General features: G+C 72.5%; 24 protein-coding genes. 19 read left to right on the forward strand and 5 right to left on the reverse strand.

The window, feature by feature from the left end; all coding sequences use genetic code 11:
• Positions 1 to 311 precede the first annotated feature (311 nt).
• The 5 genes from E4F61_RS09685 (at position 312) to E4F61_RS09705 (ending at position 4,021) form a co-directional block, all read left to right on the forward strand.
• Entirely contained in the window at positions 312 to 953 is a 642-nt protein-coding gene (locus E4F61_RS09685; RefSeq protein ID WP_133479461.1) for a tetratricopeptide repeat protein, read from the forward strand.
• A 120-nt stretch (positions 954 to 1,073) separates the two neighbouring features.
• A complete protein-coding gene (locus E4F61_RS09690) occupies positions 1,074 to 1,436 on the forward strand; it encodes a hypothetical protein (RefSeq protein WP_133479462.1) in 363 nt (120 codons plus the stop codon).
• Positions 1,433 to 2,233: a hypothetical protein gene (locus E4F61_RS09695; RefSeq protein ID WP_202908975.1), complete on the forward strand. Its 801-nt coding sequence runs from the start codon at positions 1,433 to 1,435 to the stop codon at positions 2,231 to 2,233. Before E4F61_RS09690 ends, E4F61_RS09695 begins: the two co-directional genes overlap by 4 nt.
• A gap of 76 nt (positions 2,234 to 2,309) precedes the next feature.
• On the forward strand, positions 2,310 to 3,209 hold the full coding sequence (locus E4F61_RS09700) for a diacylglycerol/lipid kinase family protein (RefSeq protein ID WP_133479463.1): 900 nt from the start codon (positions 2,310 to 2,312) through the stop codon (positions 3,207 to 3,209).
• The gene (locus tag E4F61_RS09705; RefSeq protein WP_133479464.1) at positions 3,209 to 4,021 is read left to right on the forward strand and encodes a metallophosphoesterase family protein; all 813 of its coding nucleotides are present in this window, start codon (positions 3,209 to 3,211) and stop codon (positions 4,019 to 4,021) included. The genes E4F61_RS09700 and E4F61_RS09705 overlap by 1 nt, the downstream gene beginning before the upstream one ends.
• Here the strand turns inward: E4F61_RS09705 and E4F61_RS09710 are convergent, their stop codons facing one another.
• Positions 4,022 to 4,225, reverse strand: coding sequence for a hypothetical protein (locus tag E4F61_RS09710; protein WP_133479465.1), 204 nt, complete (start codon positions 4,223 to 4,225; stop codon positions 4,022 to 4,024).
• Positions 4,226 to 4,322: 97 nt separating this feature from the next.
• The gene (locus E4F61_RS09715; RefSeq protein ID WP_133479466.1) at positions 4,323 to 5,810 is read right to left on the reverse strand and encodes an AAA family ATPase; all 1,488 of its coding nucleotides are present in this window, start codon (positions 5,808 to 5,810) and stop codon (positions 4,323 to 4,325) included.
• 137 nt (positions 5,811 to 5,947) lie between these two features.
• Here E4F61_RS09715 and E4F61_RS09720 point away from each other — a divergent pair, with 137 nt between their 5' ends.
• The 11 genes from E4F61_RS09720 to E4F61_RS09770 all read left to right on the forward strand — a co-directional run bounded on the left by E4F61_RS09720 (position 5,948) and on the right by E4F61_RS09770 (position 16,204).
• Positions 5,948 to 6,424 (forward strand): SixA phosphatase family protein, encoded by a 477-nt coding sequence (locus tag E4F61_RS09720; RefSeq protein WP_133479467.1) that lies wholly within the window; start codon positions 5,948 to 5,950, stop codon positions 6,422 to 6,424.
• Positions 6,421 to 6,972, forward strand: coding sequence for a YceI family protein (locus E4F61_RS14705; protein ID WP_162301465.1), 552 nt, complete (start codon positions 6,421 to 6,423; stop codon positions 6,970 to 6,972). The genes E4F61_RS09720 and E4F61_RS14705 overlap by 4 nt, the downstream gene beginning before the upstream one ends.
• Positions 6,953 to 8,911 carry a phospholipase D family protein gene (locus tag E4F61_RS09730; RefSeq protein WP_133479469.1) on the forward strand — a complete coding sequence of 653 codons (1,959 nt, stop codon included), beginning with the start codon at positions 6,953 to 6,955 and terminating at the stop codon, positions 8,909 to 8,911. Before E4F61_RS14705 ends, E4F61_RS09730 begins: the two co-directional genes overlap by 20 nt.
• Positions 8,912 to 9,268: 357 nt before the next feature.
• Positions 9,269 to 9,469, forward strand: coding sequence for a hypothetical protein (locus tag E4F61_RS09735; protein ID WP_133479470.1), 201 nt, complete (start codon positions 9,269 to 9,271; stop codon positions 9,467 to 9,469).
• Positions 9,470 to 9,511: 42 nt separating this feature from the next.
• Complete coding sequence (locus E4F61_RS09740) at positions 9,512 to 9,871, forward strand: PDZ domain-containing protein (protein ID WP_133479471.1); 360 nt, start codon at positions 9,512 to 9,514, stop codon at positions 9,869 to 9,871.
• A 31-nt stretch (positions 9,872 to 9,902) separates the two neighbouring features.
• Complete coding sequence (locus E4F61_RS09745; protein WP_133479472.1) at positions 9,903 to 10,343, forward strand: hotdog fold thioesterase; 441 nt, start codon at positions 9,903 to 9,905, stop codon at positions 10,341 to 10,343.
• Between the two features lie 43 nt (positions 10,344 to 10,386).
• Positions 10,387 to 11,187, forward strand: a complete 801-nt coding sequence (locus E4F61_RS09750) for a lysophospholipid acyltransferase family protein (protein WP_133479473.1) — start codon at positions 10,387 to 10,389, stop codon at positions 11,185 to 11,187.
• A gap of 4 nt (positions 11,188 to 11,191) precedes the next feature.
• Positions 11,192 to 12,181 carry a YheT family hydrolase gene (locus tag E4F61_RS09755; RefSeq protein WP_133479474.1) on the forward strand — a complete coding sequence of 330 codons (990 nt, stop codon included), beginning with the start codon at positions 11,192 to 11,194 and terminating at the stop codon, positions 12,179 to 12,181.
• Positions 12,182 to 12,226: 45 nt separating this feature from the next.
• Positions 12,227 to 14,296, forward strand: coding sequence for a tetratricopeptide repeat protein (locus E4F61_RS09760; protein WP_133479475.1), 2,070 nt, complete (start codon positions 12,227 to 12,229; stop codon positions 14,294 to 14,296).
• Positions 14,297 to 14,318: 22 nt separating this feature from the next.
• Positions 14,319 to 14,945 (forward strand): YbhB/YbcL family Raf kinase inhibitor-like protein, encoded by a 627-nt coding sequence (locus E4F61_RS09765; protein WP_133479476.1) that lies wholly within the window; start codon positions 14,319 to 14,321, stop codon positions 14,943 to 14,945.
• A gap of 113 nt (positions 14,946 to 15,058) precedes the next feature.
• On the forward strand, positions 15,059 to 16,204 hold the full coding sequence (locus tag E4F61_RS09770) for a hypothetical protein (RefSeq protein ID WP_133479477.1): 1,146 nt from the start codon (positions 15,059 to 15,061) through the stop codon (positions 16,202 to 16,204).
• Between the two features lie 38 nt (positions 16,205 to 16,242).
• Here the strand turns inward: E4F61_RS09770 and E4F61_RS09775 are convergent, their stop codons facing one another.
• Positions 16,243 to 17,073: an undecaprenyl-diphosphate phosphatase gene (locus E4F61_RS09775; protein WP_133479478.1), complete on the reverse strand. Its 831-nt coding sequence runs from the start codon at positions 17,071 to 17,073 to the stop codon at positions 16,243 to 16,245.
• A gap of 208 nt (positions 17,074 to 17,281) precedes the next feature.
• On the opposite strand from E4F61_RS09775, the gene E4F61_RS09780 reads away from it, so the two are divergent.
• Positions 17,282 to 18,388, forward strand: coding sequence for a GGDEF domain-containing protein (locus tag E4F61_RS09780; protein ID WP_238382880.1), 1,107 nt, complete (start codon positions 17,282 to 17,284; stop codon positions 18,386 to 18,388).
• Positions 18,389 to 18,586: 198 nt separating this feature from the next.
• A complete protein-coding gene (glnA, locus tag E4F61_RS09785) occupies positions 18,587 to 19,996 on the forward strand; it encodes a type I glutamate--ammonia ligase (RefSeq protein ID WP_133479480.1) in 1,410 nt (469 codons plus the stop codon).
• A 125-nt stretch (positions 19,997 to 20,121) separates the two neighbouring features.
• Here the strand turns inward: glnA and E4F61_RS09790 are convergent, their stop codons facing one another.
• Both E4F61_RS09790 and E4F61_RS09795 read right to left on the reverse strand, forming a co-directional pair.
• On the reverse strand, positions 20,122 to 22,932 hold the full coding sequence (locus E4F61_RS09790) for a hybrid sensor histidine kinase/response regulator (protein WP_238382881.1): 2,811 nt from the start codon (positions 22,930 to 22,932) through the stop codon (positions 20,122 to 20,124).
• Positions 22,933 to 23,026: 94 nt separating this feature from the next.
• Positions 23,027 to 25,939, reverse strand: coding sequence for a sensor domain-containing protein (locus E4F61_RS09795; RefSeq protein ID WP_133479482.1), 2,913 nt, complete (start codon positions 25,937 to 25,939; stop codon positions 23,027 to 23,029).
• A 231-nt stretch (positions 25,940 to 26,170) separates the two neighbouring features.
• On the opposite strand from E4F61_RS09795, the gene E4F61_RS09800 reads away from it, so the two are divergent.
• The coding region (locus tag E4F61_RS09800; RefSeq protein WP_202908976.1) for a HAMP domain-containing protein at positions 26,171 to 26,898 on the forward strand (728 nt) is incomplete at its 3' end.

The raw sequence follows: 26,898 nt of genomic DNA on the forward strand, positions 1-26,898 counted from the left end.
TGTGGTCGAGGGTGTAGTCGGGGTCGGCGATCGAGCGCGTGAGGCCCGTGTCGGCCGAGGCGGGCGACGAAAGTTCGGCGGTGCTGGTCATGCAGGCGGCTCCGGCGCGGCCGGAAGGCCGCGAGGTGGCGTCGGGGAAGGGGGCCGCCGGCGGAGCGGACACGGGCCGGCGAGGGCGCGGATTCTAGCAGCGGGGTGCCGACCCCTCCGTTCGGTGGCGTATCGAGCACGCGCTGGCATCGGACTTGCTTGGCCCGGGCGGTGCCGGTCCGCCGGCGCGTCCGCATTCCGAAACAGCCAGGTCCCCCGTCATGATCCGTCGTCCCCTGCTCGCCGCCCTGCTCGCGGCCGGCCTCGCCTTCACCGCGTCCGTTTCCGCCCAGACCGTCGACCTGCCGCGCCAGGTCGAGTTCTATTTCGACGCCGATGCCGTCACCCTGCGCCCCGTGCTCGAACTCAAGGAGCGCACGCCCGCGACGGTCGAGCGCCTGACCCGCACTGTCGAGCGCCGCCCGGAGGCGGTGCTGGAAACCGCGCAGCTCGCCCACTACGCGATGCAGGGCAGCCAGGCCGACGTCGGCCGCGACCTGTACGCCCGCGCGCTCTCGCGCATCGACATCAACAGCGCGCTGTGGAAGCCGATCAAGTTCAACTTCGGCTGGGACCTCTACCGCAGCGGCGATGCCGCCGGTGCGCTCGCGCAGTGGGCCGCCATCGGCAATCGCGGCGTGACCGCCGCGTGGATGCCGCCGTCCTACGCGATCGCGCTGTGGAAGGCCGGCCGCCGCGACGAGGCGGTGCGCTGGTACGCCGCCGCCGTGCGCACCGAGCCGACGCAGTGGTCGACCCCCGCGCAGTACGCGCAGCTGCTGCCGCAGTGGCGCGACGACGAGCGCGCGACGCTCGCCGAGGTGCAGGCCGCCTGGGCCGCCAATCCGCCCGCATGGCCGTGACCGCCGCGCACTGATCCGCTCGACCGTCGCCACGGCACCCCGCCGTGGCGACGATGACCGCACACGCGACCTCCACGGCTGCTTGCTAGATTGCCGCTCCCCGGCCGTCGCGAGCTGCGCTTGAAGTCGATCCCGCCTGCCCTGCTGCTCCTGCTCGCGAGCCTGCCCGTGCGGGCGCAACAGGCGACGACCGCTGCACCCCCGTCCGCGCCGCTGCCCGACATCGAAGTCGCCGCCGACGTGCACATGCAGTCGGTGCGCTTCGACAGCGACCCGCAGGCGCAGGTCACCTTCAGCGGCGGGCCAAGGCTCGATACCCGCCACGACGTCGAGCGCGAGAACCTGCCCAAGCCGGTAGCCGGCGGTACGACCTACCGCGACGTCACCGTGCGCACCACGATCAGCGCGACGCTGCTCGATCCGGCCGCTGCGCCCGACACGCCCACTCCCGCTTCCCTCCCGCCTCCCGAGGATCGTCCATGACCCGTCCGTTCCCGTGCCTGCTCGCAGGCGCGCTGCTCGCCGCTGCCGCCCCGATCGCCTTCGCCCAGCAGGCCACCGGTTCGACGACCGCCCCCGGCGTCGCGCCCGTGGATCGCACGGTAAGCCCGGTCAGCCGCGTCGGCACGACGACGGGCGCGACGGGATATCGCGCGTCGGCCGCGGGCGACGAGCCCGACGTGCTGCTCGACGTGCCCAACCTCTCGATCGACGAGATCAAGCTCGACGTGCAGAACCTCGAGGCGCACATCGCGCTGAACGCGCAGCTCGCGAACCTGCTCAAGCTCAACGCGGGTGCCGATGTCGCCATCGAACGCGTCAACATCCAGATCAAGGGCGTCAAGGCGCAGGCGCTGCTGAAGGTGCGGCTGGACAACGTCGCGGCGATCATCGACCGCACGCTGACCACCATCGACCGCAACCCGCAGATCCTCACCAAGCTGCTCGATTCGGTCGACAAGACGGTCGGCACCGTGGGCGGCGTGGCCAACAACGCGATCCGTCCGGGTGGCGTGGTCGACCGCACCGTGGGCACGGTGGGCAACGTCGCCAACACGGCGGTGCAGCCGGGCGGCGTCGTCGATCGCACGGTCGGCACGGTGGGCAACGTGGCGTCCGACGCGCTCAAGCCGGGCAGCGTGCTGTCGTCGACGGTGAATTCGCTGGGCCAGACGGTTCAGCGCGTCGTAGACGCGTCCGGCAACATCGTCGAGCGCACGCTGGATGCCAGCGGCAAGGTGCTGAGCTCGCGCGTGGTGCAGGCCGCCGCCGGTCGCTGAACGGGAAGCACGGGTGCGCGCCGTTGCGGCCGTCGTCCTGACGGCCGCTGCACGGCCGCTTTGCGAGGCTCGCCCAATGAGCCCGCCCCTCCCCGTCATCATCAACGCGCATTCCAACAGCGGCAGCGACCAGGTCGACGCCGTGCGCGATGCGCTCGCCGCGGCCGGCGTCGAGGCGCGCCTGCTCGTCGTCGACGATCCGCAACGGCTGGATGCGACCATCGAGGAGGCGTTGAGTGCCGGGCCGGCGTGCATCGTCGCCGCGGGCGGCGACGGCACCATCAATGCCGTGGCCGCGCACGCGATCCGCGCCGGCGTGCCGCTCGCGGTGCTCCCGGCCGGCACGCTGAACCACTTCGCGCGCGACCTGAAGCTGCCGACCGCGCTCGACGAGGCCGCCGCGGTGATCGCGCGCGGGCACGTGCGCGAGGTCGACGTCGGCGAGGTCAACGGCAATCTGTTCCTCAACAACTCCAGCCTCGGCCTGTACGCCAGCATGGTCGACCGCCGCGAACGCCTGCAGGCGCGCCACGGCATCAACAAATGGCTGGCGCTGCTGCATGCGAGCCTATCGGTGCTGCGGCACCCGCATACCTTCTCGACGGTCATCAACGCCGACGGCCAGGCGCTGCGGCGTCGCACGCCGTTCGTCTTCGTCGGCAATAACGACTACACCGTGCAGGGCCCGCATGCGGGCGCGCGCAGCACGCTCGACGACGGCATGCTGTCGGCCTACGTGCTGCGGCCGTACGGCGCCTGGGGCCTGATCGGGCTCGCGGTGCGCGCGCTGTTCGGGCGCATGGTCGACGGCCGCGACCTCGACGAGATCCACGCGACCGAGATCGTCGTCGAGTCGCACCACGGCAAGACGCGGGTCGCGCGCGACGGCGAGGTCGAGATGACCGACACCCCGGTGTGCTTCCGCGTCCGCCCGCGCGCGCTGCGGGTGATCGCCCCCGAACCGGGAGACGCCTGATGCGCACCGTCGTGCACGTGTCCGACCTGCATTTCGGTCGCGTCGAGCCGGCGCTGCTGGCGCCGCTGCGTTCGGCCATCGAAGCCGCGCGGCCCGATGTGCTCGTGGTCTCGGGCGACCTGACCCAGCGCGCGCGCCGCGCGCAGTTCGCCGAGGCGGCCGCCTACCTCGATACGCTGCCGTCGCCGCGGATCGTCGTTCCGGGCAACCACGACGTGCCGTACTACGACGTGCTGCGGCGCTTCCTCTCGCCGCTGGACCGCTTCCGTCGCTACATCACCGACGACCCGTTCCCGACCTACATCGACGACGAGATCGCGGTGGTCGGCGTCAACACCGCGCGCTCGCTCACCTTCAAGGGCGGGCGCATCAACGTCGAGCAGGTGCGCGAGATCGAACGTCGTTTCCACGGGCTGCCGGAGCACGTGACGCGGATCGTCGTCACCCACCATCCGTTCGACGTGCCCGCGGGCGGCGACGAGTCCGACCTGCTGGGTCGTGCGCCGATGGCGATGGACGTCTTCGCCAAGGCCAGCGTGGACGTGTTCCTGTCCGGCCACCTCCACCACAGCAATACCGGCACGACCGCCCACCGCTACCGCATCGAGGGCTTCGCCGCGCTGGTGGTGCAGGCCGGCACGGCGACGTCGACGCGCGAGCGCGACGAAACCAATGCCTTCAACGTGCTGCGCATCGGCGAGACCGACCTGCAGGTGCAGACGTGGCGGTGGTCGGCGGCGCAGGCCGCGTTCGCGCCGGAGAGCGAGAAGACCTACCGCTACGTGCACGGCACCGGCTGGCAGCCGGCCTGATCAGCCGAAGCGCGCGAACTCGACGTAGCCGGCGGCCACCGCCACCAGCGCGCAGGCCGGGACGCCTGAGCGTGCGTGGTACTCGTGCGCCACGCTCTCCGCGGCGCGCTCGGCCCAGTCCCGCGTGTCGATCCACTCCGCGTGGCCACCCGGGCGGCGCAGCAGCCAGCCGTCTTCCACGGGTTCGATGACGATGCGATGCACGGCGCGGTTCCGGTCGGGACGATGCCGGGCAGTGTCGGCATCGCCGGGTCGCGCGGGCATCGGGCGCCGGCGGCGCGCCGTGTCGGAAAAGTCCGGTTCAGTCCGCCGGGACGGTGCGGCCCTGCGCCCACTCGCGCAGCGCCGCCACGCGTTCGGCCATCACCACGGACAGCGGCCGCGTGTTGCGCAGCTCGCCGCGCAGGGTGAAGTCCGACAGCGGCGCGCCCGTCGCATGCGCGGCGTAGAGCCCCGAGACGATCGCCTGCTCGATCTCGGCGCCTGAGAACCCGTCGCTGGCGTTGGCCAGTGCCGCCACGTCGAACGCCGCCGGGTCGAGGCGGCGCCGGGCCAGGTGCATGCGGAAGAGCTGCTCGCGGGTCGGCGCGTCGGGCAGGTCGACGAAGAAGATCTCGTCGAAGCGCCCCTTGCGCAGCAGCTCCGGCGGTAGCGCATCGATCTGGTTGGCGGTCGCGACGAGGAACACGCGCGACGTCCGCTCCGCCATCCAGGTGAGCAGGTAGCCGAGCACGCGGCGCGAGACGCCGCCGTCGCCGCCGCCCTCGTCGGTGGACAGGCCCTTCTCGATCTCGTCGATCCACAGCACGCAGGGCTCGAGCTGCTCGACCGATTCGAGCGCCATGCGCAGGTTCTTCTCGGTCTCGCCGTGGAACTTGTCGTAGAGCGTGCCGAAGTCGAGCCGCAGCAGCGGCACGCCGAAGCCCGCGGCGACCGCCTTGGCCAGCATCGACTTGCCGCAGCCCTGCACGCCGAGCAGCAGCATGCCCTTGGGCGGGTCGAGGCCCGGCGGCGGCTCGGCGGCGAGGAACACCGCCTTGCGCTGCTCGACCCAGCGCTTGAGCCGCCGCGCACCGGCGACGTCGTCCATCCGCGCCGCGTCGTATTCGTAGTGCAGGTGGCCCGAGCGGTTGAGCAGGCCGAACTTGAGCTTGGCGAGTTCGGGCAGGTCGTCCGCGCCGAGCGCGCCGTCGCGGAAGATGAGGTGGCGCGCGATCCGGCGCACGTCCACCGGATCGAGCCCGCGCAGGTTGCGCACGATCTGCTGCACGGCCTCGGCGTCCACCGTCACCCGGCGGCCGCCGTGCTCGCGCGCGTAGGCCTCCGCCTCCTCGCGCACGATCTTCAGGCGCGCGTTCGCGTCGGGCAGCTGCGGGCGGTAGCGCACCGCGAGCGATTCGATGTCCGCGGGCAGCTCGACGTTCTGGCCGACCAGCACGATCACGTGCGGCTCGCAGTCGCGGCGCTGCACGAGGTCGCGCAGCATGCGCTGGCTGCCGGCGTAGCCGAGGTAGGGGTGCATGTCGAACAGCACGTACACGCCGCGCTGCTCGGCGTCGCGGATCGCCTGGAACGTGTTCGTGGCGTCGGGCGCGACGTGCGGCGGGTCCTCGCGGTCGAAGTCGAGCCGGCGCAGGCCCTCGGTGATCGACCAGCGGTACAGCTCGCGCCAGACGTGCATCAGCGCCTGGCGGAACAGCTCCACCACGCGGGCCTCGTCGCGCGTCTCGATCACGATCAGCGGGGTGTTCGCGCGGATCAGGGCGACGAGGTCGTGCAGTTCGCTCATGTGGGCTTCCGTGCCGCGCGTCCCCCGCCGGCTGCGCGCGAATCATACGGGCACGCCCGGGCGTGTAGGCTCGACATCGCGCATTCACCCTGCGCCGACCGCGATCGTCCACTCTGACCTGCCACGGAGCCTGCCCCATGCGCGAAATCGTCCTGCTGCGCCACGCCCACGCCGAGTCCCCGCAGGTCGGGCAGACCGATGCCGACCGCCCGTTGTCGGCGGAAGGGCAGGCCGCGGCCGAGGCGGTCGGGCGCTGGCTGGTCGACAACGGCCACGTGCCGGACTGCGTGCTGTGCTCGCCCGCGCGGCGCGTGCGCGAGACCATCGAAGGCGTGCTGCGCGTGACCGGCTACGTCGACCAGCGCGAGGAGCCCGGCATCTACGAGGCCACGCCGGGCCAGCTCATCGAGATCCTCGATCGCTACCGCGACTGCGGGCGCGTGATGCTGGTCGGCCACAACCCGGGCCTGGAGCAGCTCGCCGCGCTGCTCGACAGCGGCCAGACCGGCGATTACCGCGGCATGCCGCCCGCCGGCGTGGCCGTGCTGCGCGTGCCGGCCACCGCTGCGCTCGAGCCGGGCGTCGCCACGTTCACGAACTTCTGGTGGCCGTGACCGGGCGTATCCACGCCTGGCTGCTCCCGGTCCTCTTCGCGGCCTGCGGTGCGAGCCACGCGCAGGCCTTCGACGCGTCGCGCTCGCGCATCGACTTCGACGTGCGCACGCGCATCGGCGCCGCGGTGAAGGGTCGCTTCCCGGTGTTCGACGGCCGCGTCGACACCCTCGCCGACGGTCGCCACCAGGTGCACCTGCGCCTGTCCGCGCGCGACCTCGTGGTCGGCGATTCGCCGCGCTACACACGCCTCGCGCGCGGGCCGCAGCTATTCGACAGCGAACGCCATCCGACCATCGACTTCGATTCCGATCCGTACCCGCCCGCGCTGGCGCGCGAGGGCGGCACGCTGGAGGGCCGCCTGCGCATGCACGGGGTCGAGCGCCGCGAGCGCTTCGTGCTTGCGCCCGCGGCCTGCGCCCGCCCGGGGCGCGAATGCCCGATCCTCGCCACCGGCCGCGTCAGCCGCGATGATTACGGCCTCGATGGCTGGCGCTGGGCGCTGGCCGACCGCGTCCGGTTCCGCATCGATGTCCGCTTCGTCGACTGATCCCGTCCGTTTCGCGCGCGCGCTCGGCGTCGCGCTGCTGGCCAGCGTGCTCGCCGGCTGCGCCGCGCTGTCGCCGCAGCAGGCGCAGCAGGTGGACGCGATCGTCGGGCAGGCGCGGCCCGTGCAGACCGACTGCGAGCGCCCCGACGCCTGCGCGCGGCCCTCCGAGCTGCATGCGCTGGCGGGCGAGGCCTTCGCCGCGTCCACGGCGGACGCGCCAAAGCACTACACGTTGCTGCTCGACCGCGGCAGCGACGCGCTGCTCGCGCGCATCGACCTGATCCGCAGTGCGACCACGTCGATCGACCTGCAGACCTACATCTTCGACGAGGACGATGCCGGGCGCTTCGTGCTCGACGAGCTCATCGCCGCGGCGAAACGCGGCGTGCGCGTGCGCCTGCTGATGGACCAGCTCTCCGCGCTGAAGCGCGTCGACACGCTGGCCGCGCTCGCCGGCGTGCACGCGAACCTGCAGACGCGCATCTACAACCCGGTGCTCGGGCGCGCGCGCATGTCGTACCCCGGCTACGTGTTCGCCGCGGCCTGCTGCTGGCGCCAGCTCAACAAGCGCATGCACAGCAAGCTGCTGCTCGTCGACGGCGCGATCGGCATCACCGGCGGGCGCAACTACCAGGACGACTATTACGACTGGGACGCCGAGTACAACTTCCGCGACCGCGACCTGCTCGTCGCCGGCCCGGCCGCGCGCGACATGGGCGACAGCTTCGAGCGCTACTGGAACGATCGCCGCAGCGTGCCGGTCGAGCACCTGTCAGACGTGGGCCGGCGCCTGCTGCGCGGCGGCGTGCCCGCGCTGAAGCCCGCCGACTTCGCCGAGCCCGAGCGCGTGCGGGTGGCGCGCTCGGTGGCCGACGACCCGGGCTTCGTGCGCGAACAACTGCTCGCGCGCGTGCTGCCCGTCGGCGCGGTCGAATATGTCGCCGACCCGCCCGGGAAGGGCGGCAACGAGCAGGTGCTGTCGCCCGCCAGCCGCACGCTGCGCGACCTGATCCTCGGCGCGCAGGACCGAGTGATCCTGCAGACGCCCTACCTCGTGCTGTCCAAGCCGGCGCGCGAGGTGTTCCGCACGCTGCAGGCGCGCGAGGATCCGCCGCACGTGATCGTGTCGACCAACAGCCTCGCCTCGACCGATGCGTTCATCGCCTACGCGCTGTCCTACAAGTACAAGCGCCGCTACCTGCGCCAGTACGGGTTCGAGATCTACGAGATGAAGCCGTTCCCGCAGGACGCGCCGATCGACGTCGCCACCACCGGCGCGATCGACACCGGGAGCCTGCCGCCGGCGCGCCCGCAGCGCGTGCAGTGCGACCGCAACAGCGTGGTCGACTGCGTGCGCGCACGCCAGCTCGCGCGGCGGCCCGTGCGCCGACCGCTGGAGCGCGAGTTCACCGCGCTGGCCTACGGCAGCCGGCGCAGCAACTCGCCGGTGCCGCTCAAGCGCGCGGGCGTGCGCATGGGGCTGCACGCGAAGTCGCTGGTGATCGACGAGTCGGTCGGCGTGGTCGGCACGCACAACTTCGACCCGCGCAGCGACCGCTACAACACCGAGTCGATGGTGGTGATCCGCGATCCCGCGTTCGCGCGCGAACTCGCAGCCAGCATCGGTCGCGACATCTCGCCGGCGAACTCGTGGGTGATCGCGCCGCGCGAGAAGCCCGCGCTGCTGTCCGGGCTCGACTACTCGGTCGGCAAGGCGTCGGAGCAGTTGCCGATCTTCGACCTGTGGCCGCGGCGCTATGCGACGAGCTACGAGTTCAAGCCGTCGGCGAAATGCCCGCTGCCCGTCTCGCCGCGCGATCCGCGCTTCCGCGACTGCTACGAAGCGGTCGGCGACTTTCCCGAAGTCGCGCTGGGCTTCAAGAGCGTGATCACGCGCATCTTCACCGCGTTCGGCGCGGGGCTGGCACCGATCCTCTGATTCGCGGCACGCGTCGGTCGCGACGTGTGGCGACGCGTGCGGATCCGATCCCTCGTCGACGCGATCGGCGCCGCATGCGGGCGTCGGCCGGGGGTGCGGGATGCGCGGGCACGTGTCGCCACGTCGTTGCGTAGCGCACGGGGCATCGCAAGAGCGCGTGGCGTATCGATCCGGCCTGCGGGGCACGGCCGGCACGTTCGCCGGACCGTAAAGGCGGCCGGGCTGGGCGCCCCAGGGACACGCCCGGGCGCCGTCCGGACCCATGACCTCGGTGGGGTGACTTCCGGCCCATGGCGGTATCGGTTTGGTGTTGTACTTTACCAATACACCGATTCACCAGCCGCTGAGGACACCGCCATGAGCACCACCGAACTGACCCGTCCGACCACCCCGAACCCGGTCGCCAACGCCGCTTCCCGCGTCGTCCCGTTCGACCTCTCCGCCCGCCCGGGCCCGCGCGAACGCGACTTCGGCGTCGGCTACGGCAAGAGCAGCGGCTACGCCAGCAACCGCCGCTACACGACCGAGTGGGCCGGCCCGCGCTTCCGCGTCGCCTGATCCGACCCGTAACCTAAGCGCCCCGCCGCCGGACCCGAACCGATGACTCCGCCGAAGCCCCGCCTGCTCGCCGCCGCCCTGCTGCTGCTCGCCTCCGCGACCGCCAGCGCCGCGCCGGGACGCTACGGCTTCGGCGTCGAGGCCGAAACGTCGGGCCTGCTGCGCCCCGTGCTCGAACGCGTGAGCATCGCGAGCGTGCAGCCGGGCAGCCCCGCCGCCGCCGCGGGCCTGCGTGCCGGCGATCGCGTCGTCGACATCGACGGCCAGACCGTGCAAGGCGCCGCCGCACGCCCCATGGCCGCGCGCCTGCGCGACGTGCAGGCCGGCCAGCGCCTGCGCCTGGGCGTGATGCGCACCACCGGCCGCGTCGTGGTGGACCTCGTCGCCGCGCCACGCCCCTGAGCCGGCGCGCGCCGCCCGGTATCGTGGGCGGATGACCGAACCTTCCTCCCCGTTCCGCGGCGGCACCACGCTCGCCGACCTCAACGCGCTTTCCGCCGGCACCGCGATGGTGCCGCTGGGCATCGAGTTCAGCGAACTCGGCACGGACTTCCTGCGCGCCACCATGCCCGTCGACGAGCGCACGAAGCAGCCCTACGGCCTGCTGCACGGCGGCGCCTCGGTGCTGCTGGCCGAGACGCTCGGCTCCACCGCCGGAAACCTCTGCGTGCCGCCCGACCGCATCTGCGTCGGCATCGAGATCAATGCCAACCACGTGCGCGGCGTCCGCGACGGCGTGGTCACCGGCACCGCGCGACCGCTGCATATCGGCGCCAGCACGCACGTCTGGGAGATCCGCATCGAGGACGCGCGCGGCCGGCTGGCCTGCGTGTCGCGGATCACGCTGGCCGTGGTCGCGCGCGGCAACGGGTGAGCGCGTCTCACGCGCGCCGCGCCGCTCCGGTAGGCTTTCACGGATGACGCCGACTTCCCCCGCCGGCGCCGCCTCGCCGGGCGCCGCCGTCCTGCGCGTGCCGCGCTACCTCGTCCGCGTGCCGATGCTGCTCTGGCATGCGCTCGTGCACCTCCCGCTCGTGCTGCTGGCGCTGACGCCGGTCACGCGCGGCTGGCGCTGGGGCGGGGAGCCGTTCCAGCACCGCGTGATCCGCGCCTGGCAGGCCGGCCTGATGCGCGTGTTCGGCTTCCGCCTGCGCCGCGCCGGCACGCCGCTGCCGGGGCCGACGATGTTCGTCGCCAACCACGTCGGCTGGGTCGACATCTCGATGCTGCACAGCCAGCGGATGATGGGCTTCGTGGCCAAGGACGAGATCTCGCGCTGGCCGCTGGTGGGCTGGCTGGCCGCGCGCGGGCAGACCATCTTCCACCGCCGCGGCAGCACCGAATCGCTCGGCGGCGTGCTCGGCGAGATGATCCGGCGCCTGCAGTACGGCGAGTCGGTCGGCGTGTTCCCCGAGGGCGGCACGCACGGCGGCGTCGAGATCGGCCCGTTCCACGCGCGCATCTTCACCGCCGCGGTGGAGGCGGGCGTGCCGGTGCAGCCGGTCGCGCTGGTCTACGGCGAGCGCGGTGCCGCGCAGCAGGTGGTCGCGTTCGGCCGGCGCGAGAGCTTCGCCGCCAACTTCGTGCGCCTGCTCGGCGAACCGGCGCGCAGCGCGACGGTGCATTTCCTCGAGCCGATCCCACCGGGCGGCGAGGACGGCCGCCGCCGGATCGCCGAACTGGCGCGGGCGCGGATCGTCGACGCGGTCGCCGGCTGACGCGATGCGGTCCACGGTGTTCGATCCGCCGCGCTGGCTGCGCAATGCGCACGTGCAGACGATCGTGGGCACCAGCACGCTGCGGCGGCGCATCGGCGAGCGCCGCCTCGCCGCGCAGTGCGCCACCACCACGCCGCGCATCATCGATGCGGGCGAGGGCGTGCGCCTGTCGGGCCTGCACGACGTGCCGCGTGGCGGCGCACCGAAAGGCCTCGCGCTGCTGCTGCACGGCTGGGAGGGCAGCGTCGATTCCAGCTACATGCGGCTCACCGCCGCCGAGCTGCTCGCCCGCGGCTGGTCGACGTTCCGGCTGAACTTCCGCGACCACGGCGACAGCCATCACCTCAACGAGGACATCTTCCACTCCGGCCGCATCGACGAGGTCGTGCGCGCGGCGGTGCAGGTGGCGCGACGCTTCCCGGCCGACCGCACGGTGGCGGCCGGCTACTCGCTCGGCGGCAATTTCGCGCTGCGGCTCGCGCTGCGCGCGCCCGCGGAGGGCCTGGCGCTGGAACGCGTGGCGGCGGTCTGCCCGGTGCTCGACCCCGCGCGCACCATGGACGCGATGGACCGCGGCGTTGGCCTCTATCGCCGCTACTTCGAGCGCAAGTGGCGCAGCTCGCTGCTGCGCAAGCGCGCGCTGTACCCGCACCTGTCGCACCTCGACGACGGCACGCTCGGCCGGCGCCTGCGCGAGCTGACGCGCGCACTGGTCGAGGGCCATACCGACTACGGCACGCTCGACGGCTACTTCGATCGCTACACGCTTGCCGGCGACCGCCTGGCCGCGCTCGAGGTGCCCGCGGCGATCCTGACCGCCGCCGACGACCCGGTGATCCCCGTCGCCGACTTCGATCGCCTGGTGCTCGCGCCCGGCACCCGCCTGACCGTCACCGCGCACGGCGGGCATTGCGGCTTCGTGCGCAACGCGCGGCTGGACGGCTTCGCCGAGCAGTGGGTGGCCGACGTGCTGGATGCGCGGGACGGGGCGTAGCGCCCGCTACAATCGAAGGTCGCATCGACCTTTCCCGGACCTTCCATGTACGACACCGTCCTCGACGCGCTCCGCCGGGGCGCCGCCGACGAGGCGCTCCCCGCCGCGCAGTCGCTCGTCGAGCAGCAGCCCGACGACATCCGCGCGCTGCGCCTGCTGGCGGCCGCCCAGCGCCTGTCGGGCGATACCGACACCGCGCTCGCGACGCTCGACTCCGCGCTCGAGCGGGCCCCCGAGGACGCCGACCTGCACCTCGAGCGCGCCGGCCTGCTGCTGCAGGCGCGCGACCTCGACCGCGCGCAGGCCGCGCTGGCGCACTCGGTCGGCCTGGATCCCAACCAGTTCCCGGCCTACATCATCCAGGCCCAGCTCGCGCTGGGCAGGGGCGAGCTCGACGAGGCCGAGCGCCTCGTGCGCACCGCCGCGCGCATCGCGCCGGAGCACCCGCAGGTGAGCGCGGTGGAGGGCATGCTCGCGCTGCGCCGCGGCCGTCCGGACCACGCGCTTTCGCTGCTCTCGCAGGCGTCCGACCTCGCGCCGGACGAGCCCATGCTGCGCCACGCGCTGGCCTTCGCCTATCTCGCCAAGGGCCACCTCGCCTTCGCCGAGCAGGCCTTCCGTGGCGTGCTGCAGACCACGCCGGACAGCACGCCGCTGCGCGCGCTGGTCGCCGACATCGTGCGGCAGCAGGGGCGCCCGGCCGAGGCCGCCGACGAGCTGGCGCCGCTGCTGGAGAACGACGCCGCGAGCCCCGCGCTGCACCGCCTGGTCGGCGAGCTCGAGCTCGAGGCCGGCCGCGTCGACGCCGCGATCCCGCGCCTGAAGCATGCGCTGGCCTGGCTGCCGGGCGACCGCCGCACGCTGTCCGCGCTGCTCACCGCCTGGAACGCGCGCGAGGACCGCGAGGACGCGCGCAGCACGCTCGACGCCGCGCTCGCCACGCATCCGCAGTCGGCCGATCTGTGGCTGGCGCGGCTCGGCGTCGAACCGTTCGCCGGCGACGAGGCCCGCGCGGTGATCGACCGCTGGCTCGCCGCGATGCCCGACCACGTGCCGGCGCTGCTCGCGCGCATGACGCTGCTCGACGCGGCCGGCGACGAGGCGGGCGCCGAGCGCACCGCCGAGCGCGTGGTCGAACTGCAGCCGGGGCAGACGCAGGCGGAGATGCGTCGGATCGACGCGCTCATGCAGCGCGATCCCGAGGCCGCGGCTGCGCGCGTCTCGACGCTGCTCGAGCAGGTGCGCGATCCCTCGATCGCCAACGGCCTGCGCCAGCTGCTGGGCTTCGCGTACGACCGCGCGGGGCGCCAGGACGAGGCGGTGTCGACGTGGCTCGCGCTGCATGCCGAGACCGCGACGCACCGCCAGGCGCCGGTGCCGGCGACCGGCTACGCCGGCCCGTGGCCCGAGGCCGCGCCGCGCGCGCCCGATGCGCCGGTGGTCGTGCTGATGTGGGGCGCGCCGGGCTCGCTGATCGAGCGGCTCACGCGCACTTTCGAAGTCGCCGGCGGCCCGATCCTCGCCGACCGCTTCAGCTCCCGCGCGCCCGACGACCTGTTCCAGCGCCAGGAAAGCGCCGCCGCGCTGGCGGCGGGCACGCTGGACGGCGCGTTCGGCATCGCCCAGTGGCGCGCCCAGCTGCAGGCCCGCGAGGCGCGCCCGCAGTTCGTCTTCGACTGGCTGCCGTTCTGGGACAACGCCTACCTCCTCGCGCTGCGGCCGCACCTGCCCGAGGCGGGCCTGCTGATCGCCGTGCGCGACCCGCGCGACATGCTGCTGGACTGGCTGGTGTTCGGCGCCCCGGCGCCGCTGCGGCTGGACTCGCCGGTCGAGGCCGCGCGCTGGCTGGCCGGCCAGCTCGAGCAGGTCGCCGACATCGAGTCGCAGGAACTCGTGCCGTTCCGCAGCATCCGCATGGACGCGATCGCCGACGACCCGCAGGCCATCGCGCAGGCGCTGGCCGACGCCTTCGACCTGCGCGTGCCGGTGGCGCCGCCGCAGGCCTATGGACAGAGCCGCCTGCCCGCCGGCCACTGGCAGCGCTTCGCCGGCGTGCTCGACGAGGCCTTCGAGGTGCTTGCCCCGGTCGCGGCGCGGCTGGGCTATACCGCCTGATCCGACCCGCGAGGACCCCCCCATGCGACTGACCAGCGACAGCTTCCAGCACCGCGAACGACTGCCCGGCGAGTTCGCCGCCGGCGTGCGCACCGGCGACGGCGCGGGCTTCGGCCCGAACCGCAACCCGCACCTGCGCTGGGACGACGTGCCCGCCGGCACGAAGTCGTTCGCGCTGCTGCTGATCGACCCGGACGTGCCGACCGTGCCCGAGATGGTCGGCAAGCCGGGCGTCGAGATCCCGGTGGACCAGCCCCGCTGCGACTTCACCCACTGGGCGATGGTCGACATCCCGGCCGACGTGCGCGAGATCGCCGCCGGCAGCTGCAGCGACGGCGTCGTTCCGCACGGCAAGCAGCAGCCGAACGGCCCGGCCGGCAGCCGTCAGGGCCTGAACGACTACACCGGCTGGTTCGCGGGCGACCCGGCCATGCGCGGCGACTGGCAGGGCTACGACGGCCCGTTCCCGCCGCCGAACGACCTGCGCCTGCATCGTTACTTCTTCCGCCTGTTCGCGCTCGACGTCGAGCGCCTCGACCTGCCGTCGCGCTTCACCTCGGCCGACGTGCTGCGCGCCCTGCACGGCCACGTGCTCGGCGAGACGGCCGTCTACGCCACCTATTCGCTGAACCCCGGCGTCAAGGGCTGAACATCCACGCCGTTAGACTCGACATGGCGGCCCAGCGCAGGTTCATCGCGCGGGCGGCAGAGTGCGATGAAGTCGCGGTGACGGGAGGCGGGACGGTGCGGTCGGGACGGTGGATGGCGAACGGTTGCCTCGCGGGCGTGCTCGCGCTGCTGCTCGCGGGCTGCGACGCCCCCGCGCCGACGGTCGCGCGTGCGCCGGTCACGCTCGGCGACAAGGCGGTGACCGTGCTCGCCGACACCGACGAGCCGCAGCCGCAGCCCGCCGACGTGCTCGACGGCACGCACTGGCCCGATGCGCGCGTCGGCGCCGGCCTCGCCAAGGTCAGCTGCGAGCGCGACGACGCCGACGACGCCCCGCGGCGCCTCGACTCGCTGGGGTTCTACCCGCTGTTCGAGGCGATGGCGGCCTGCGAGTCCACCGGGCTGGTGCGCCTGCAGTACAGCGGTCGCATCGACGGCGGTTTCACCGAGCTGGTCCGCCGCGTGTCGGCGATGGCCAAGCGCATGGACCTGCCCGAGCACCTGCTCGACCTCGACTCCGCCGGCGGCCACGTCGAAGAGGCGATCCGCGCCGGCGATGCGATGGCCGATGCCGCATGGACCGTGCGCATCCGCCCCGATGCCAACTGCCTGTCGGCCTGCGTGCTGGTGCTCGCCGCGGCCGACGACCGCGTCGTGCGCGGCAACGTCGGCGTGCATCGCCTGATGCGCGACCGGTCGAACGCGACCTCGCGCGCCGAACTCAACGACGAACTGCGCAACGTCAATGCGATGGTGCGCGATTACTTCGAGCGCCACGGCGTCGCGCTCGCGGTCGCGGACCTGATGATGACGGTGCCCAATCGCCGCCTGCGCCTGCTCACCGCCGACGAGCTCGACGAATACGGCCTGTCCGGCCGCAACGCCGCGCAGGACGACCTCGAGCGCATCGTGATCCGCCGCAAGTGCGGCGAGGATTTCATGCGCCGTCGCGACGCCTTCCAGCGTGCGTTCGAAGCGCGCTGCGGCCTCGACGAGCGTCCCTGGGAAGACGTCACGCGTTGCGGGCTCGAACTGCGCGACGCCTACGGTTTTCCGGATGCCAAGTGCGGCGACGAAACGCCGCTGGCCGATGCCGAGCGTCGCCTCAGGCTGGAGGACGCGCGGCAGGCGCGGCTCGCCGCCGAGGCCGCGGACAGCACCGACGGCGCCACGACGACGCTCGCCGACGGCGCGACGGCCACGCAGCCGTTGCCGGCCCGCGCCGCCGCGGCGCGCTGAGGCCGAGCGTCCGACGCCGGCGCGCGCGACCGGATGCCTCAGCCGCCCTGCGGCAACAGCGCCAGCAGGGCCACGCCCAGCACCAGCCGGTACACCGCGAACGCGGTGAAGCGATGCGTGCGGATGAAGTGCAGCAGCCACTTCACGGCGACGAAGGCGGTGATCGCGGAGGCCACGAACGCGATCGCGAGCGCGCTCCAGTCTTCGTTGCCGGCGCCGCCGTCGTTGAGCACGTGCAGCAGCTCGTAAGCGGTGGCGGCGAACATGGTTGGGATGCCGACGAGGAAGGCGAATTCGGTCGCCGCCGCGCGCGAGGTGGTGCCGGCGAGCAGCGCGACGAAGATCGTCGCCGCCGAGCGCGACGTGCCGGGGAACACGCCCGCCACCACCTGCGCGAGGCCGACCAGCAGCGCGACGGTCCAGGTGACCGTGGTGCGCTCGCCGATGGCCTGCGCACGCCGCGCGGCCAGCAGCTCGGCCAGCACCATCCATACCGCCCCGACCACCAGCGCCCAGGCCACGGGCGTCACCGTTTCCGGCAGTTCGAAGCCGAGCTTCTTGACCACCAGCCCCAGCACCGCGGTCACGCCGAACGCGGCGGCCAGCTTGTAGGCGTAGTCGCGGGCCGGCTGGCCGTGCACGCGCGCGTCGCCGCGGCCGAGGAAGGCGAACGCGAGTTCGCCGATGCGCTGCCGGTAGATCGCCACCACGGCGAGGATCGCGCCGGCCTGGATCGCGATGTTGAACAGGTCGGAGCGGTGGCCCAGCCAGCGCTCCGCGATCAGCAGGTGGCCGGTGCTGGAGATCGGCAGGAACTCGGTGATGCCTTCGATGACGCCGAGCAGGAGGGCTTGCAGGAAATCGGGCATCGCGGGCGCCGGTCGGAAGGGAGCGGCGATGGTACGGGCCGGCGCGCGGTGCGTCAGCCGCGGCGCCCGGGCTGAACGGTATGGCCTGGGCGCCGGCCCGGCCGCTCCAGCGCCGCAGCGGCCGGCCGATACCATCGACAGGATGCCGTCCGCCCGCGCCACGACCGATGCTGCCCGCCCGCGCGACCGGCCCCGCGCGGCGCCGCGCGTGCTCGACGCGCTGGCCAGCCGCGTGCGCCGTCGCCGCCTGGGCCTGCTGCAATGGCTGATCGCGACGCTGGTCTACGCCGGCATCGTGCTGCTGCTGGTCACCGGCGTGCGCGAGGGCTGGATGCAGGCGTCGGCACTGCGCGCCTGGGCCGGTTTCGTCGCGCTGGTGCAGCTGGCCAGCTACGTCGCGCTGCGCAGCGGCTGGAGCGAGCGCTTCCGCGATCCCTCGCTCACCGCGTGGCAGCTGTCGATGGGCGTGGTCGCGGTGAACTGGGGCTACCTGATCTGCGGGCCGATGCGCACGTCCGCGCTGTTTCCGCTGATGGTGATCTTCGCCTTCGCCGCGTTCGCGCTGCGCTGGCGGCAGATCGCGCTGCTCACGGCGCTGGCGGTGGCGAGCCTCGTGGTCGCCGTCGCGCTGCGCACCGCGTATCCGCACTGGGTACCGGCGGAGGGCGCCGTCGACCCGTTCCGTGTCGACGTCAACAACGTGCTGATGATCCTCGTGGTGCTGCCGGCGCTGGCGGTCATCGCCGCGCGCCTGTCCGGCCTGCGCCAGAAGCTGCGCGACCAGCGGGAGGCGCTGGCCCGTGCGCTGGAGGAAGTGGAGCGGCTGGCGGTGAGCGACGAGCTGACCGGGCTGCCCAACCGGCGCTCGATGCAGACGCTGCTCGACCGCAGCATCGCGCTGTCCGCGCGCGGCGTCGCGCCGTTCTGCGTCGCGATCCTCGACATCGACCACTTCAAGACGGTGAACGACGAACTCGGCCACGCGGCCGGCGACGCCGTGCTGCGCGAGGTCGGCCGGCTCGGGCATGCCGAGCTGCGCGCCACGGACGTGCTGGGGCGCTGGGGCGGCGAGGAGTTCCTGCTGGTGATGCCCGGCAGCATCGATGCCGCGACCGCCGCGCTCGCGCGCATCCGCGAGGCGGTGACGGCCGGCGCCTATCCGTCGCGGCGGATCACGCTGTCGGCGGGCATCGCGGTGCACCGTCCGGGCGAGGATGCCGACGCCCTGCTGGCCCGCGCCGACCGCGCCCTGTACGCCGCCAAGCGCGCGGGCCGCGACCGGGTCGCCGCCGCCGAGGCGATCGCCGACGCCTGACGCGTCGGCAACGCGGCCGGCCGGCGTGTGCACGCTATTGGTGCGACGCCGTTCCGGCTGCACCTTGAAGGTGCTCATCCCGCGGCGATCGGCGCCGGCCCGCCAGTGGATTCAATGAGTTGCGAGGTTCCGGCGGTTGGCACCGTCCTTGCTGTGAAGGCGACGTCGGCGCAACCGCGCCCCGCCTCCGGAGCCCTCATGTCCCTCGAGAACGTCGAAAAGCTCATCCGCGACCACAAGGTCGAATTCGTCGACCTGCGCTTCGCCGACATGCGCGGCGTGCAGCACCACGTCACCTTCCCGGCCTCGATCGTCGAACCGTCGCTGTTCGAGGACGGCAAGATGTTCGACGGCAGCTCGATCACCGGCTGGCGCGGCATCCACCAGTCCGACATGGTGCTGCTGCCCGACCCGAGCACCGCCTTCCTCGACCCGTTCACCGCCGACCCGACGCTGGTGCTGGTCTGCGACATCCTCGACCCGACCACGATGCAGGCCTACTCGCGCGACCCGCGCGGCATCGCCAAGCGCGCCGAGGCGTTCCTGAAGTCGTCCGGCATCGCCGACACCGCGTTCTTCGGCCCGGAGCCCGAGTTCTTCATCTTCGACTCGGTGCGCTATGCCAACGAGATGGGCCACACCTTCTTCCACATCGACTCGGAAGAGGCGGCGTGGAACTCCGGCCGCGAATACGCGGGCGGCAACACGGGCTACCGCCCCGGGGTCAAGGGCGGCTACTTCCCGGTCGCGCCGCTGGATTCGCTGCACGACATCCGCGCCGAGATGTGCAAGACGCTGCAGGCCGTCGGCATCGAGGTCGAGGTGCACCACCACGAGGTGGCGAACGCCGGCCAGTGCGAGATCGGCACCAAGTTCAACACGCTCACGCAGAAGGCCGACGAGCTGTTGACGATGAAGTACATCATCAAGAACGTCGCGCATCGTAACGGCAAGACCGCGACCTTCATGCCCAAGCCGATCGTCGGCGACAACGGCAGCGGCATGCACGTGCACCAGTCGCTGGCCAAGGGCGGCCAGAACCTGTTCAACGGCGACGGCTACGGCGGCCTGTCGCAGATGGCGCTGTGGTACATCGGCGGCATCTTCAAGCACGCGCGCGCGCTCAACGCGTTCTGCAACTCGACGACCAACTCGTACAAGCGCCTGGTGCCGGGTTACGAAGCGCCGGTGATGCTGGCGTACTCGGCGAGCAACCGCTCGGCGTCGTGCCGCATCCCGTACGTGGCGAACCCGAAGGCGCGCCGCATCGAGATCCGCTTCCCCGATCCGATGAACTCGGGCTACCTGATCTTCGCCGCGCTGATGATGGCCGGCCTGGACGGCATCAAGAACCAGATCGACCCGGGCGCGCCGAGCGACAAGGATCTCTACGACCTGCCGCCGGAGGAGGAGAAGAACATCCCGACGGTCTGCCATTCGCTCGACCAGGCGCTGGAATCGCTCGACAAGGATCGCGACTTCCTCAAGGCCGGCGGCGTGTTCACCGACGACTTCATCGACGCCTACATCCAGATGAAGATGAAGGAAGTCACCGCGTTCCGCGCGGCGACGCACCCGCTCGAGTACCAGATGTACTACGCGATCTGACGCGTTCGCCTGACGTCGCCGCGGCCTCCGGGCCGCGGCTCGGGACGCCCCGCCGGTTGCCGGCGGGGCGATTTCGTTCGCGGTCGCGTTGGCGGTCGCGTTGGACGCGTGTCGCCACGCGTGCCTCAGCCGGCCCGCTGCGCCGCCTGCGCGCGTTGCAGCACCGCGGACAGCGTCGCGCGGTCGATCGGCTTGACCAGATGCGCTTCGAGCCCGGCGGCCTTCGACGCCGCCAGGTCCTGCGGCTGCCCGTAGCCCGACAGCGCGACGAGCATGCCGGTGCGCGGGCCGAGACGCTCGCGCACGCGGCGCGCCAGCGCGTCGCCGGTCATGTCCGGCAGGCCGATGTCGAGGAAGGCGAGGTCGGCCGGCACGCTCACCAGGCCGGCGAGGGCATCGTCGGCGCGATGGAACACGCGCACGCGGTGCCCCAGCGTTTCGAGCAGCACCTGCAGCGTCCGCGCCGCGTCGACGTTGTCGTCCACGACGACGACGTCGAGCGGGCCGTCGGCGCGTTCGGCGTCGACGCCGGTCGGCGTGCGCACGCGCGTCGGGGGCGCCGTGGCGGACGGCAGCGCGACGGTGAACGTCGCGCCGCGCCCGCGGCCGTCGCTCGCCGCGGTGACCGTGCCGCCGTGCAGCGTCACGAGGCTGCGCACCAGCGCCAGGCCGATGCCGAGCCCGCCCTGCGCGCGGTCGGGCGAGCGCTCGGCCTGCGTGAACAGGTCGAAGATCTGCGGCAGCAGCGCCGGCTCGATGCCCTGGCCGTTGTCGCGCACGTGCACGACGATGCGGCCCTCCGATGCGCGTGCGTCGACCACGAGGCGGCCCGATTCGGGCGTGTACTTGGCCGCGTTGTTGAGCAGGTTCGAGACGATCTGCGTCAGCCGCGTGCGATCGCCGTGCACCCACAGCGGCTCGGCCGGCAGTTGCGTCTGCAGCGCGTGGCGGCGCGCGTCGATCAGCGGACGCACCTGCTCGATCGCGCTGCTGACCACCGAGCGCAGGTCCACCGTCTCCATGTCGAGCTGCACCAGGCCGCGCGTGACGCGCGACACGTCGAGCAGGTCGTCGACGAGTTCGGTCATGTGCCGCACCTGGCGGCCGATCACCTCGCCGGCCGCGCGCACGCGCGCCGGATCGTCCGACAGAAGCAGCAGCTGGGAGGCGGTGCTGATCGGCGCGAGCGGGTTGCGCAGCTCGTGCGCCAGCATGGCGAGGAATTCGTCCTTGCGGCGATCGGTCTCGCGCAGCGCGCGCTCGCTGCGCTCCAGCGCCTGCTGCTGGAGGCGCTGCTCGTGCACGTCGGTGCAGGTGCCGAGCCAGCGCACCACCTCGCCGCGGTCGTCGCGTACCGGCACCGCGCGCTCCAGCAGCCAGCGGTACTCGCCGGAGCGGTGCAGCAGGCGGTACTGCATCTCGTACGGCTCGCCGGTGTCGAGGCTGTGCTGCCAGCGGACCCAGGCTTCCGACTGGTCGTCGGGATGCACCACGCCGCCCCAGCGGCCGTCGAAGGTCTCGCCCTCGGGCACGCCGGTGTACGCGTACCACTGGCGGTTGAAGTAGTCGTAGTAGCCGTCGGTTCGCGCGGACCACACGATCTGCGGCATCGCATCGGCGATGGTGCGGAAGCGCGACTCGCTCGCGCGCAGCTCCGCCTGCGCGCGCATGCGGTCGCTGATGTCGGTCTGCGCCACGACCGCGCCCGCCACCGTGCCGTCATCGAGCCGCACCGGCGTGGCCTGCAGCAGCAGCGTGCGGCGCGGCTGGCCGTCGAAGGGCTGGATTTCCACCACGTCGTCGCGCACCGTCTCGCCACGCAGCGCGCGCGCGAGCGCCCAGTCCTCGCCGCGCAGGCGCTGGCCGCGGCGCGGCGAATCGTCCGCCCACCAGCCCTGCCATTCGCCGTAGCCGTCGATCGTCGCCGACATCGGATGCGTGCCCCAGATCGCGTGGTTGGCGGCGTTGACGCGCGTGATCGTGCCGCTCGGGTCGGCCAGCGCGACGCCGGAGGGCAGCGAATCGATCACCGCGTCGAGGCGGCGGCGCTCGGTCTGCGCCTCGCGCTCGGCGATCGCCTGCTCGGTGATGTCGCTGCCCTGCACGAAGATGCCGTCGACGCGGCCGTCCTCGCCGACGATCGGCTGGAACACGAAGTCGACGATGCGGTTCTCGATCGCGTCGTCCGGTCCGCGCCGCAGGCCCACCGCGATGCGGCGGCCGATGTAGGCCTCGCCGGTGGCGAAGGCGACGTCGAGCTGGTCGATGAACTTCTGGTCGAGCTCGGGCAGCGCCTCGCGCACCGACAGCCCGACGATGCCGCGGCGCCCGACGAAGTCGAGGTAGGCGGGATTGGCGATCTCGTAGACGTGGTCGCGGCCGCGCGTCACCGCGACCATGCCGGGCGACTGCTCGAACAGCGAGGCGAAGCGCTGTACCTGCGCCTGCCGCGCGCGCTCGGCGAGCACGCTGGCGGTGGTCTCGGTGCAGGCGCAGTACATGCCGGCGATGTCGCCCTGCTCGTCGACCACGGGCGAGTAGGAGAACGTGAACCAGGTCTGCTCGTCGAAACCCCGGCGGTGCATCCGCAGCGGCAGGTTCTCGACGTACGTCGCCTCGCCGGCGAGGGCGCGCTCGATCAGCGGCTGGATGTCGTCCCAGATTTCCGACCAGATCTGCTGGAACGGCCGGCCCAGTGCGTCGGGATGCTTCGCGCCGAGGATTTCGGCGTACGGGTCGTTGTAGAGGAAGCCCAGCGACGGGCCCCAGGCCACGAACATCGGGAACTTCGATCGCAGCAGCAGGCTGACCACGCTGCGCAGCGATTGCGGCCACTGCTGCGGCGGGCCGAGCGGGGAATCGCGCCAGTCGTGCCCACGCATGAGCTCGGCGACGGTGCCGGGCGCATCCATGAAACGCAGGTTGGCGGGAGCCATCATCGCGGCGTGCATCGGAGGGGGTGCCGATTATTGCCACAGCCGGCCTGCCGCCCGTGATGGCCGCTCGCGCGCCGGCGCGCGCCGGCCGGCGCTAGGCCTCGACCAGCTCGAAGTGCGCGGTGCGGTTGCGCTTGGCCGTGTACATCGCCTCGTCGGCCAGCCGCAGCAGGCGCTCGCGGTCGAACCGGCCCGCGGCCTGGACCGCGATGCCGATGCTGCCGGCCATGGCGAGGCGATGCCCGCCGACGTCGAACGGTGCCTGCAGGGCCTGCAGGATCGAGCGCGCGACCGATTCCGCGGCCTGCGCCGGCGCCGCCACGCCCTCCAGCAGCACCACGAATTCATCGCCCGCCAGTCGTGCCACCACGTCGCCGGCGCGCACGCTCGCGCGCAGGCGGCGCGCGAACTCGCGCAGCACCTCGTCGCCGACGTCGTGCCCGTGCGTGTCGTTCACCTGCTTGAAGCCGTCGAGGTCGAGGAACATCACGGCGGCGCCCAGTGCCTCGCGCTCGCTGCGCGCGAGGCCGGCGTCGAGCGCCTGCGTCAGCGCCGTGCGGTTGGGCAGGCCGGTGAGCTCGTCGCGCAACGCGCGCTGCTCGAGCACCTGCGCGAGCCGCCGGTGCGCGGTGATGTCCTGCGTGGTGACGTAGAAGCCCGCCACGCGGCCCTCGGCGTCGAAGGCCGGCGTCCACGTGGCATGCGCGTGGCGAACGCCGTCCACGCAGTCGTAGTCGACGTCGAAGTCGATCTGCTCGCCGGCCAGCACGCGCAGCGCGTTGGGCTGGATGCGCGCGAACACGCGTTCGCCGACCAGGTCGCGCATGGTGCGGCCGACCAGCGCGGCGGGGTCGACGCCGAACCAGTCGCGGTAGGCGGCGTTGGCGAAGCGGTAGTGCAGGTCGCGGTCGACGAAGGCGATCAGCGCCGGCACGTTGTCGGTGATGGTGCGCAGGCGTGCCTCGCTCTCGCGCAGCTGCCGCTCCGCGGCGGTGCGTTCGGAGATGTCGTGCAGGAACGCCGCGAACAGCCGCCGCCCGCCGGTGCGCACCAGGCTCACCGTGACCTCGACCGGGAACTCGCGCCCGCTGCGGTGCCGCGCGACGAGCTGGCGGCGCTGGTCGAGCACGTGCGGCAGGCCGGTGGCGGCATAGCGGGCCATGCCCGCGTCGTGCGTGGCGTGCAGGCGCTCGGGCACGATCAGGGTCGACATCGGCCGCCCGATCGCCTCGCTGCGGCGCCAGCCGAAGATCACTTCGGCCGAGCGGTTCCATTCGGTGACGTTGCCGTCCTCGTCGCAGGCGATGAACGCGTCGTGCGAGTTCTCGAGGATGGTGCGGATGCGCGATTCGCTTTCGCGCAGCGCGGCCTCCGCCTCGCGGCGCTGCTCGACCTCGACGGCCAGCGTGCGGTTCGCACCCTCGAGCTCGCGGGTGCGCTCGCCGACGCGGAGCTCGAGGTCGTCGTTGGCGCGGCGGATCGCCTGTTCGGCCTCGACCGTCGCGGCGATGTCCTCCACCACCGAGATGAAGTGCAGCGGCGCATCGTCGGCGCCGCGACGCAGCGATACCGTGAGCTGCGCCCACAGCACGCGGCCGTCGGCATGCAGGTAGCGCTTGCGCAGCTCGTAGCGTTCGATGCGGCCTGCCAGCAGCTGGCGGAGCAGGCTGAGGTCGCTGTCGAGGTCGTCGGGATGGGTGAGTTGCTGGAACGTCGTCGCGAGCAGGTCGTCCTGCGAGCGGCCGAAGAAGTCGCACAGCGTGCGGTTCACGCGCAGCCAGCGGCCGTCCAGGCCGACGTGCGCGATGCCCACCGGCGCTTGTTCGAAGGTCACGCGGAACAGCGCTTCGCGTTCGGCGGCCTCGGCCTCGGCCTGCACGCGCGCGGTCACGTCCTGCGCGAAGGCCAGCACGGACAGCAGTTGCCCGGCCTCGTCGAACACCGCGGACATGAACCATTCGCAGTGCAGCACGCGCGCGTCGTGCGTGTAGTTGCGGAAGTGCACGACCTGGCTCGGCGACTCGCCGGTGACCAGCGACAGCATCGCCGTCGCCACGGTGTCGGCATCGTCCTCGTGGATGAAGCGCCACTGGTCCGGGCGGTCGCCGACCACCGCCTCCTCGCTCCAGCCGAACAGCGCGGCCGCGCGCGGCGACCAGCGCCGCACGCGCAGGCGCGCGTCGAACTCGACCACCGCGAGCGGGGTGTTGTTGACGTGCACGCCGAGGCGCTGCTCGGCCTCGTCGAGCCGCTGGCGGCGGCGCGTCATCTCCGCCTCGAAGATCAGCAGCGCCTGCTGCTGCTCGGTGACGTCGCGCGCGATCGCGTGGATGCGCCCGTCGTCGCCGGTGCGCGAATGCCATTCGAGCCAGCGGTGGCCGCCGCGCCGCACCCGGTAGCGGTTCCGGAAGCGCGGCGTCGGATGGCCCGCGCAGGTGCGCTCGGCCTCCTCGACGGTGCGCGCGACATCGTCGGGATGCACGAACTCGAGGAACGGACGGCCCCGCAGGTCGGTGGAGTGCCAGCCGAGCGCGGTGGCCCAGGCGGCGTTGACGCGCTCGAACGTGCCGTCCGGCGCCACGATCGCGAGCAGGTCGGGGCAGAGATCGAAGAACGCATCGCGCTCGCTGCGCGCGCGATGCTGCTCGGTGACGTCCACCAGGCCCACGCCCAGGTAGGCCGCGCGGCCGTCGCCGTCCGGCACCACCGAGGCGTCCATCCGCAACCAGCTGTGGCTGCCGTCCAGCCGCGGCACGCGCAGTTCCAGCTGGAACGCGCGCAGGCGGCCGTCGACCGCCGCCTCCAGCTTCTGCATCAGGGCGACCGCGTCCTCGGTCTCGCAGGTCGCCAGCACGCTGTGCCCGACCAGCCCGTCCTGCCCGCGACCCAGCAGCGCGCAGGCGGCGGCATTGGCCTGCAGCCAGCGGCCGTCCAGTCCGATCAGCGCGAGCCCGCCCGCGGCGTGCCGGAACGCGCCTTCGATGGACCACGACGGGGTATCGGACATGATGCGTTCAGCCGGGCTCGATGAACCGGTTCATGCAAACCGCGTGCCGTCGTCGTCGCGCGAAGGCGGCAGCGGTCACGCCAACCGATAGACCGCACCCGCAGAACGGTACGCCGGTGCGAAGTCTATTTCGCCACGTGAATGAGGTCAATGATGTGAACGCCACGTCGACACGGCCGCCACTATCCTCGCGCGACCTTGCCCATGGGGATGGGCGCATCGAGATTTCCCGTGACTGAAGCCACTGCGCGGCGCAGCCGATCCGCCGCTGCCAAGAACGCGGCCCGTCCGCCCGTGTACGACGAGCCGCTGCAGGCGCTGCTGGCCGCGATGACGGCGGTCGGCGAAGGCGATTTCGACGTCCGCGTGCCCGGGCACTGGGACGGCATCGAGGGCCGGCTTGCCGCCGCCTTCAACGAGATCGTGTCGCAGAACCGCCTGCTGGCGCAGGAGCTGGCGCGCGTCGGCCAGACCGTCGGGCGTGAAGGCCAGACGCGCCAGCGCGTGGCTCCCGCCGCGCGCCGCGGCCAGTGGGCGCAGATGGAGCGCTCGGTCAACGAACTGATCGACGACCTCGTGCGGCCGGTCGAGACGATGACCGAGGCCATCGCGGGCGTCGCCAAGGGCGACCTGTCGCGCACCGTTCCGCTCGAGGCCGACGGTCGCCCGCTGCAGGGCGAGTTCCTGCGCTCGGCGACGATCGTCAATCGCATGATCGAGCAGATGGGCGAGTTCTCGTCCGAGGTGACGCGCGTGGCGCTCGAGGTCGGCACCGCCGGCCTGCTCGGTGGCCAGGCGCAGGTCAAGGGCGTGTCGGGCGTCTGGAAGGACCTGACCGACTCGGTCAACCAGATGGCGTCGAACCTGACGGCGCAGGTGCGCAACATCGCCGAGGTGACCATCGCGGTCGCCAACGGCGACCTTTCGCGCAAGATCACCGTGGACGTGCGCGGCGAGAT

The organism is Cognatilysobacter segetis (assembly GCF_004359965.1).
Lineage (GTDB): Bacteria > Pseudomonadota > Gammaproteobacteria > Xanthomonadales > Xanthomonadaceae > Cognatilysobacter > Cognatilysobacter segetis.

Coding starts and splice junctions, on each gene's coding strand:
- glnA (WP_133479480.1), top strand. CDS start 18,587: ATGTCCCTCGAGAACGTCGAAAAGCTCATCCGCGACCACAAGGTCGAA.
- E4F61_RS09695 (WP_202908975.1), top strand. CDS start 1,433: ATGACCCGTCCGTTCCCGTGCCTGCTCGCAGGCGCGCTGCTCGCCGCT.
- E4F61_RS09720 (WP_133479467.1), top strand. CDS start 5,948: ATGCGCGAAATCGTCCTGCTGCGCCACGCCCACGCCGAGTCCCCGCAG.
- E4F61_RS09775 (WP_133479478.1), bottom strand. CDS start 17,073: ATGCCCGATTTCCTGCAAGCCCTCCTGCTCGGCGTCATCGAAGGCATC.
- E4F61_RS09765 (WP_133479476.1), top strand. CDS start 14,319: ATGCGACTGACCAGCGACAGCTTCCAGCACCGCGAACGACTGCCCGGC.
- E4F61_RS09795 (WP_133479482.1), bottom strand. CDS start 25,939: ATGTCCGATACCCCGTCGTGGTCCATCGAAGGCGCGTTCCGGCACGCC.
- E4F61_RS09760 (WP_133479475.1), top strand. CDS start 12,227: ATGTACGACACCGTCCTCGACGCGCTCCGCCGGGGCGCCGCCGACGAG.
- E4F61_RS09755 (WP_133479474.1), top strand. CDS start 11,192: ATGCGGTCCACGGTGTTCGATCCGCCGCGCTGGCTGCGCAATGCGCAC.
- E4F61_RS09750 (WP_133479473.1), top strand. CDS start 10,387: ATGACGCCGACTTCCCCCGCCGGCGCCGCCTCGCCGGGCGCCGCCGTC.
- E4F61_RS09685 (WP_133479461.1), top strand. CDS start 312: ATGATCCGTCGTCCCCTGCTCGCCGCCCTGCTCGCGGCCGGCCTCGCC.
- E4F61_RS09790 (WP_238382881.1), bottom strand. CDS start 22,932: ATGGCTCCCGCCAACCTGCGTTTCATGGATGCGCCCGGCACCGTCGCC.
- E4F61_RS09735 (WP_133479470.1), top strand. CDS start 9,269: ATGAGCACCACCGAACTGACCCGTCCGACCACCCCGAACCCGGTCGCC.
- E4F61_RS09715 (WP_133479466.1), bottom strand. CDS start 5,810: ATGAGCGAACTGCACGACCTCGTCGCCCTGATCCGCGCGAACACCCCG.
- E4F61_RS09730 (WP_133479469.1), top strand. CDS start 6,953: ATGTCCGCTTCGTCGACTGATCCCGTCCGTTTCGCGCGCGCGCTCGGC.
- E4F61_RS09770 (WP_133479477.1), top strand. CDS start 15,059: ATGGCGAACGGTTGCCTCGCGGGCGTGCTCGCGCTGCTGCTCGCGGGC.
- E4F61_RS09740 (WP_133479471.1), top strand. CDS start 9,512: ATGACTCCGCCGAAGCCCCGCCTGCTCGCCGCCGCCCTGCTGCTGCTC.
- E4F61_RS09705 (WP_133479464.1), top strand. CDS start 3,209: ATGCGCACCGTCGTGCACGTGTCCGACCTGCATTTCGGTCGCGTCGAG.
- E4F61_RS09700 (WP_133479463.1), top strand. CDS start 2,310: ATGAGCCCGCCCCTCCCCGTCATCATCAACGCGCATTCCAACAGCGGC.
- E4F61_RS09745 (WP_133479472.1), top strand. CDS start 9,903: ATGACCGAACCTTCCTCCCCGTTCCGCGGCGGCACCACGCTCGCCGAC.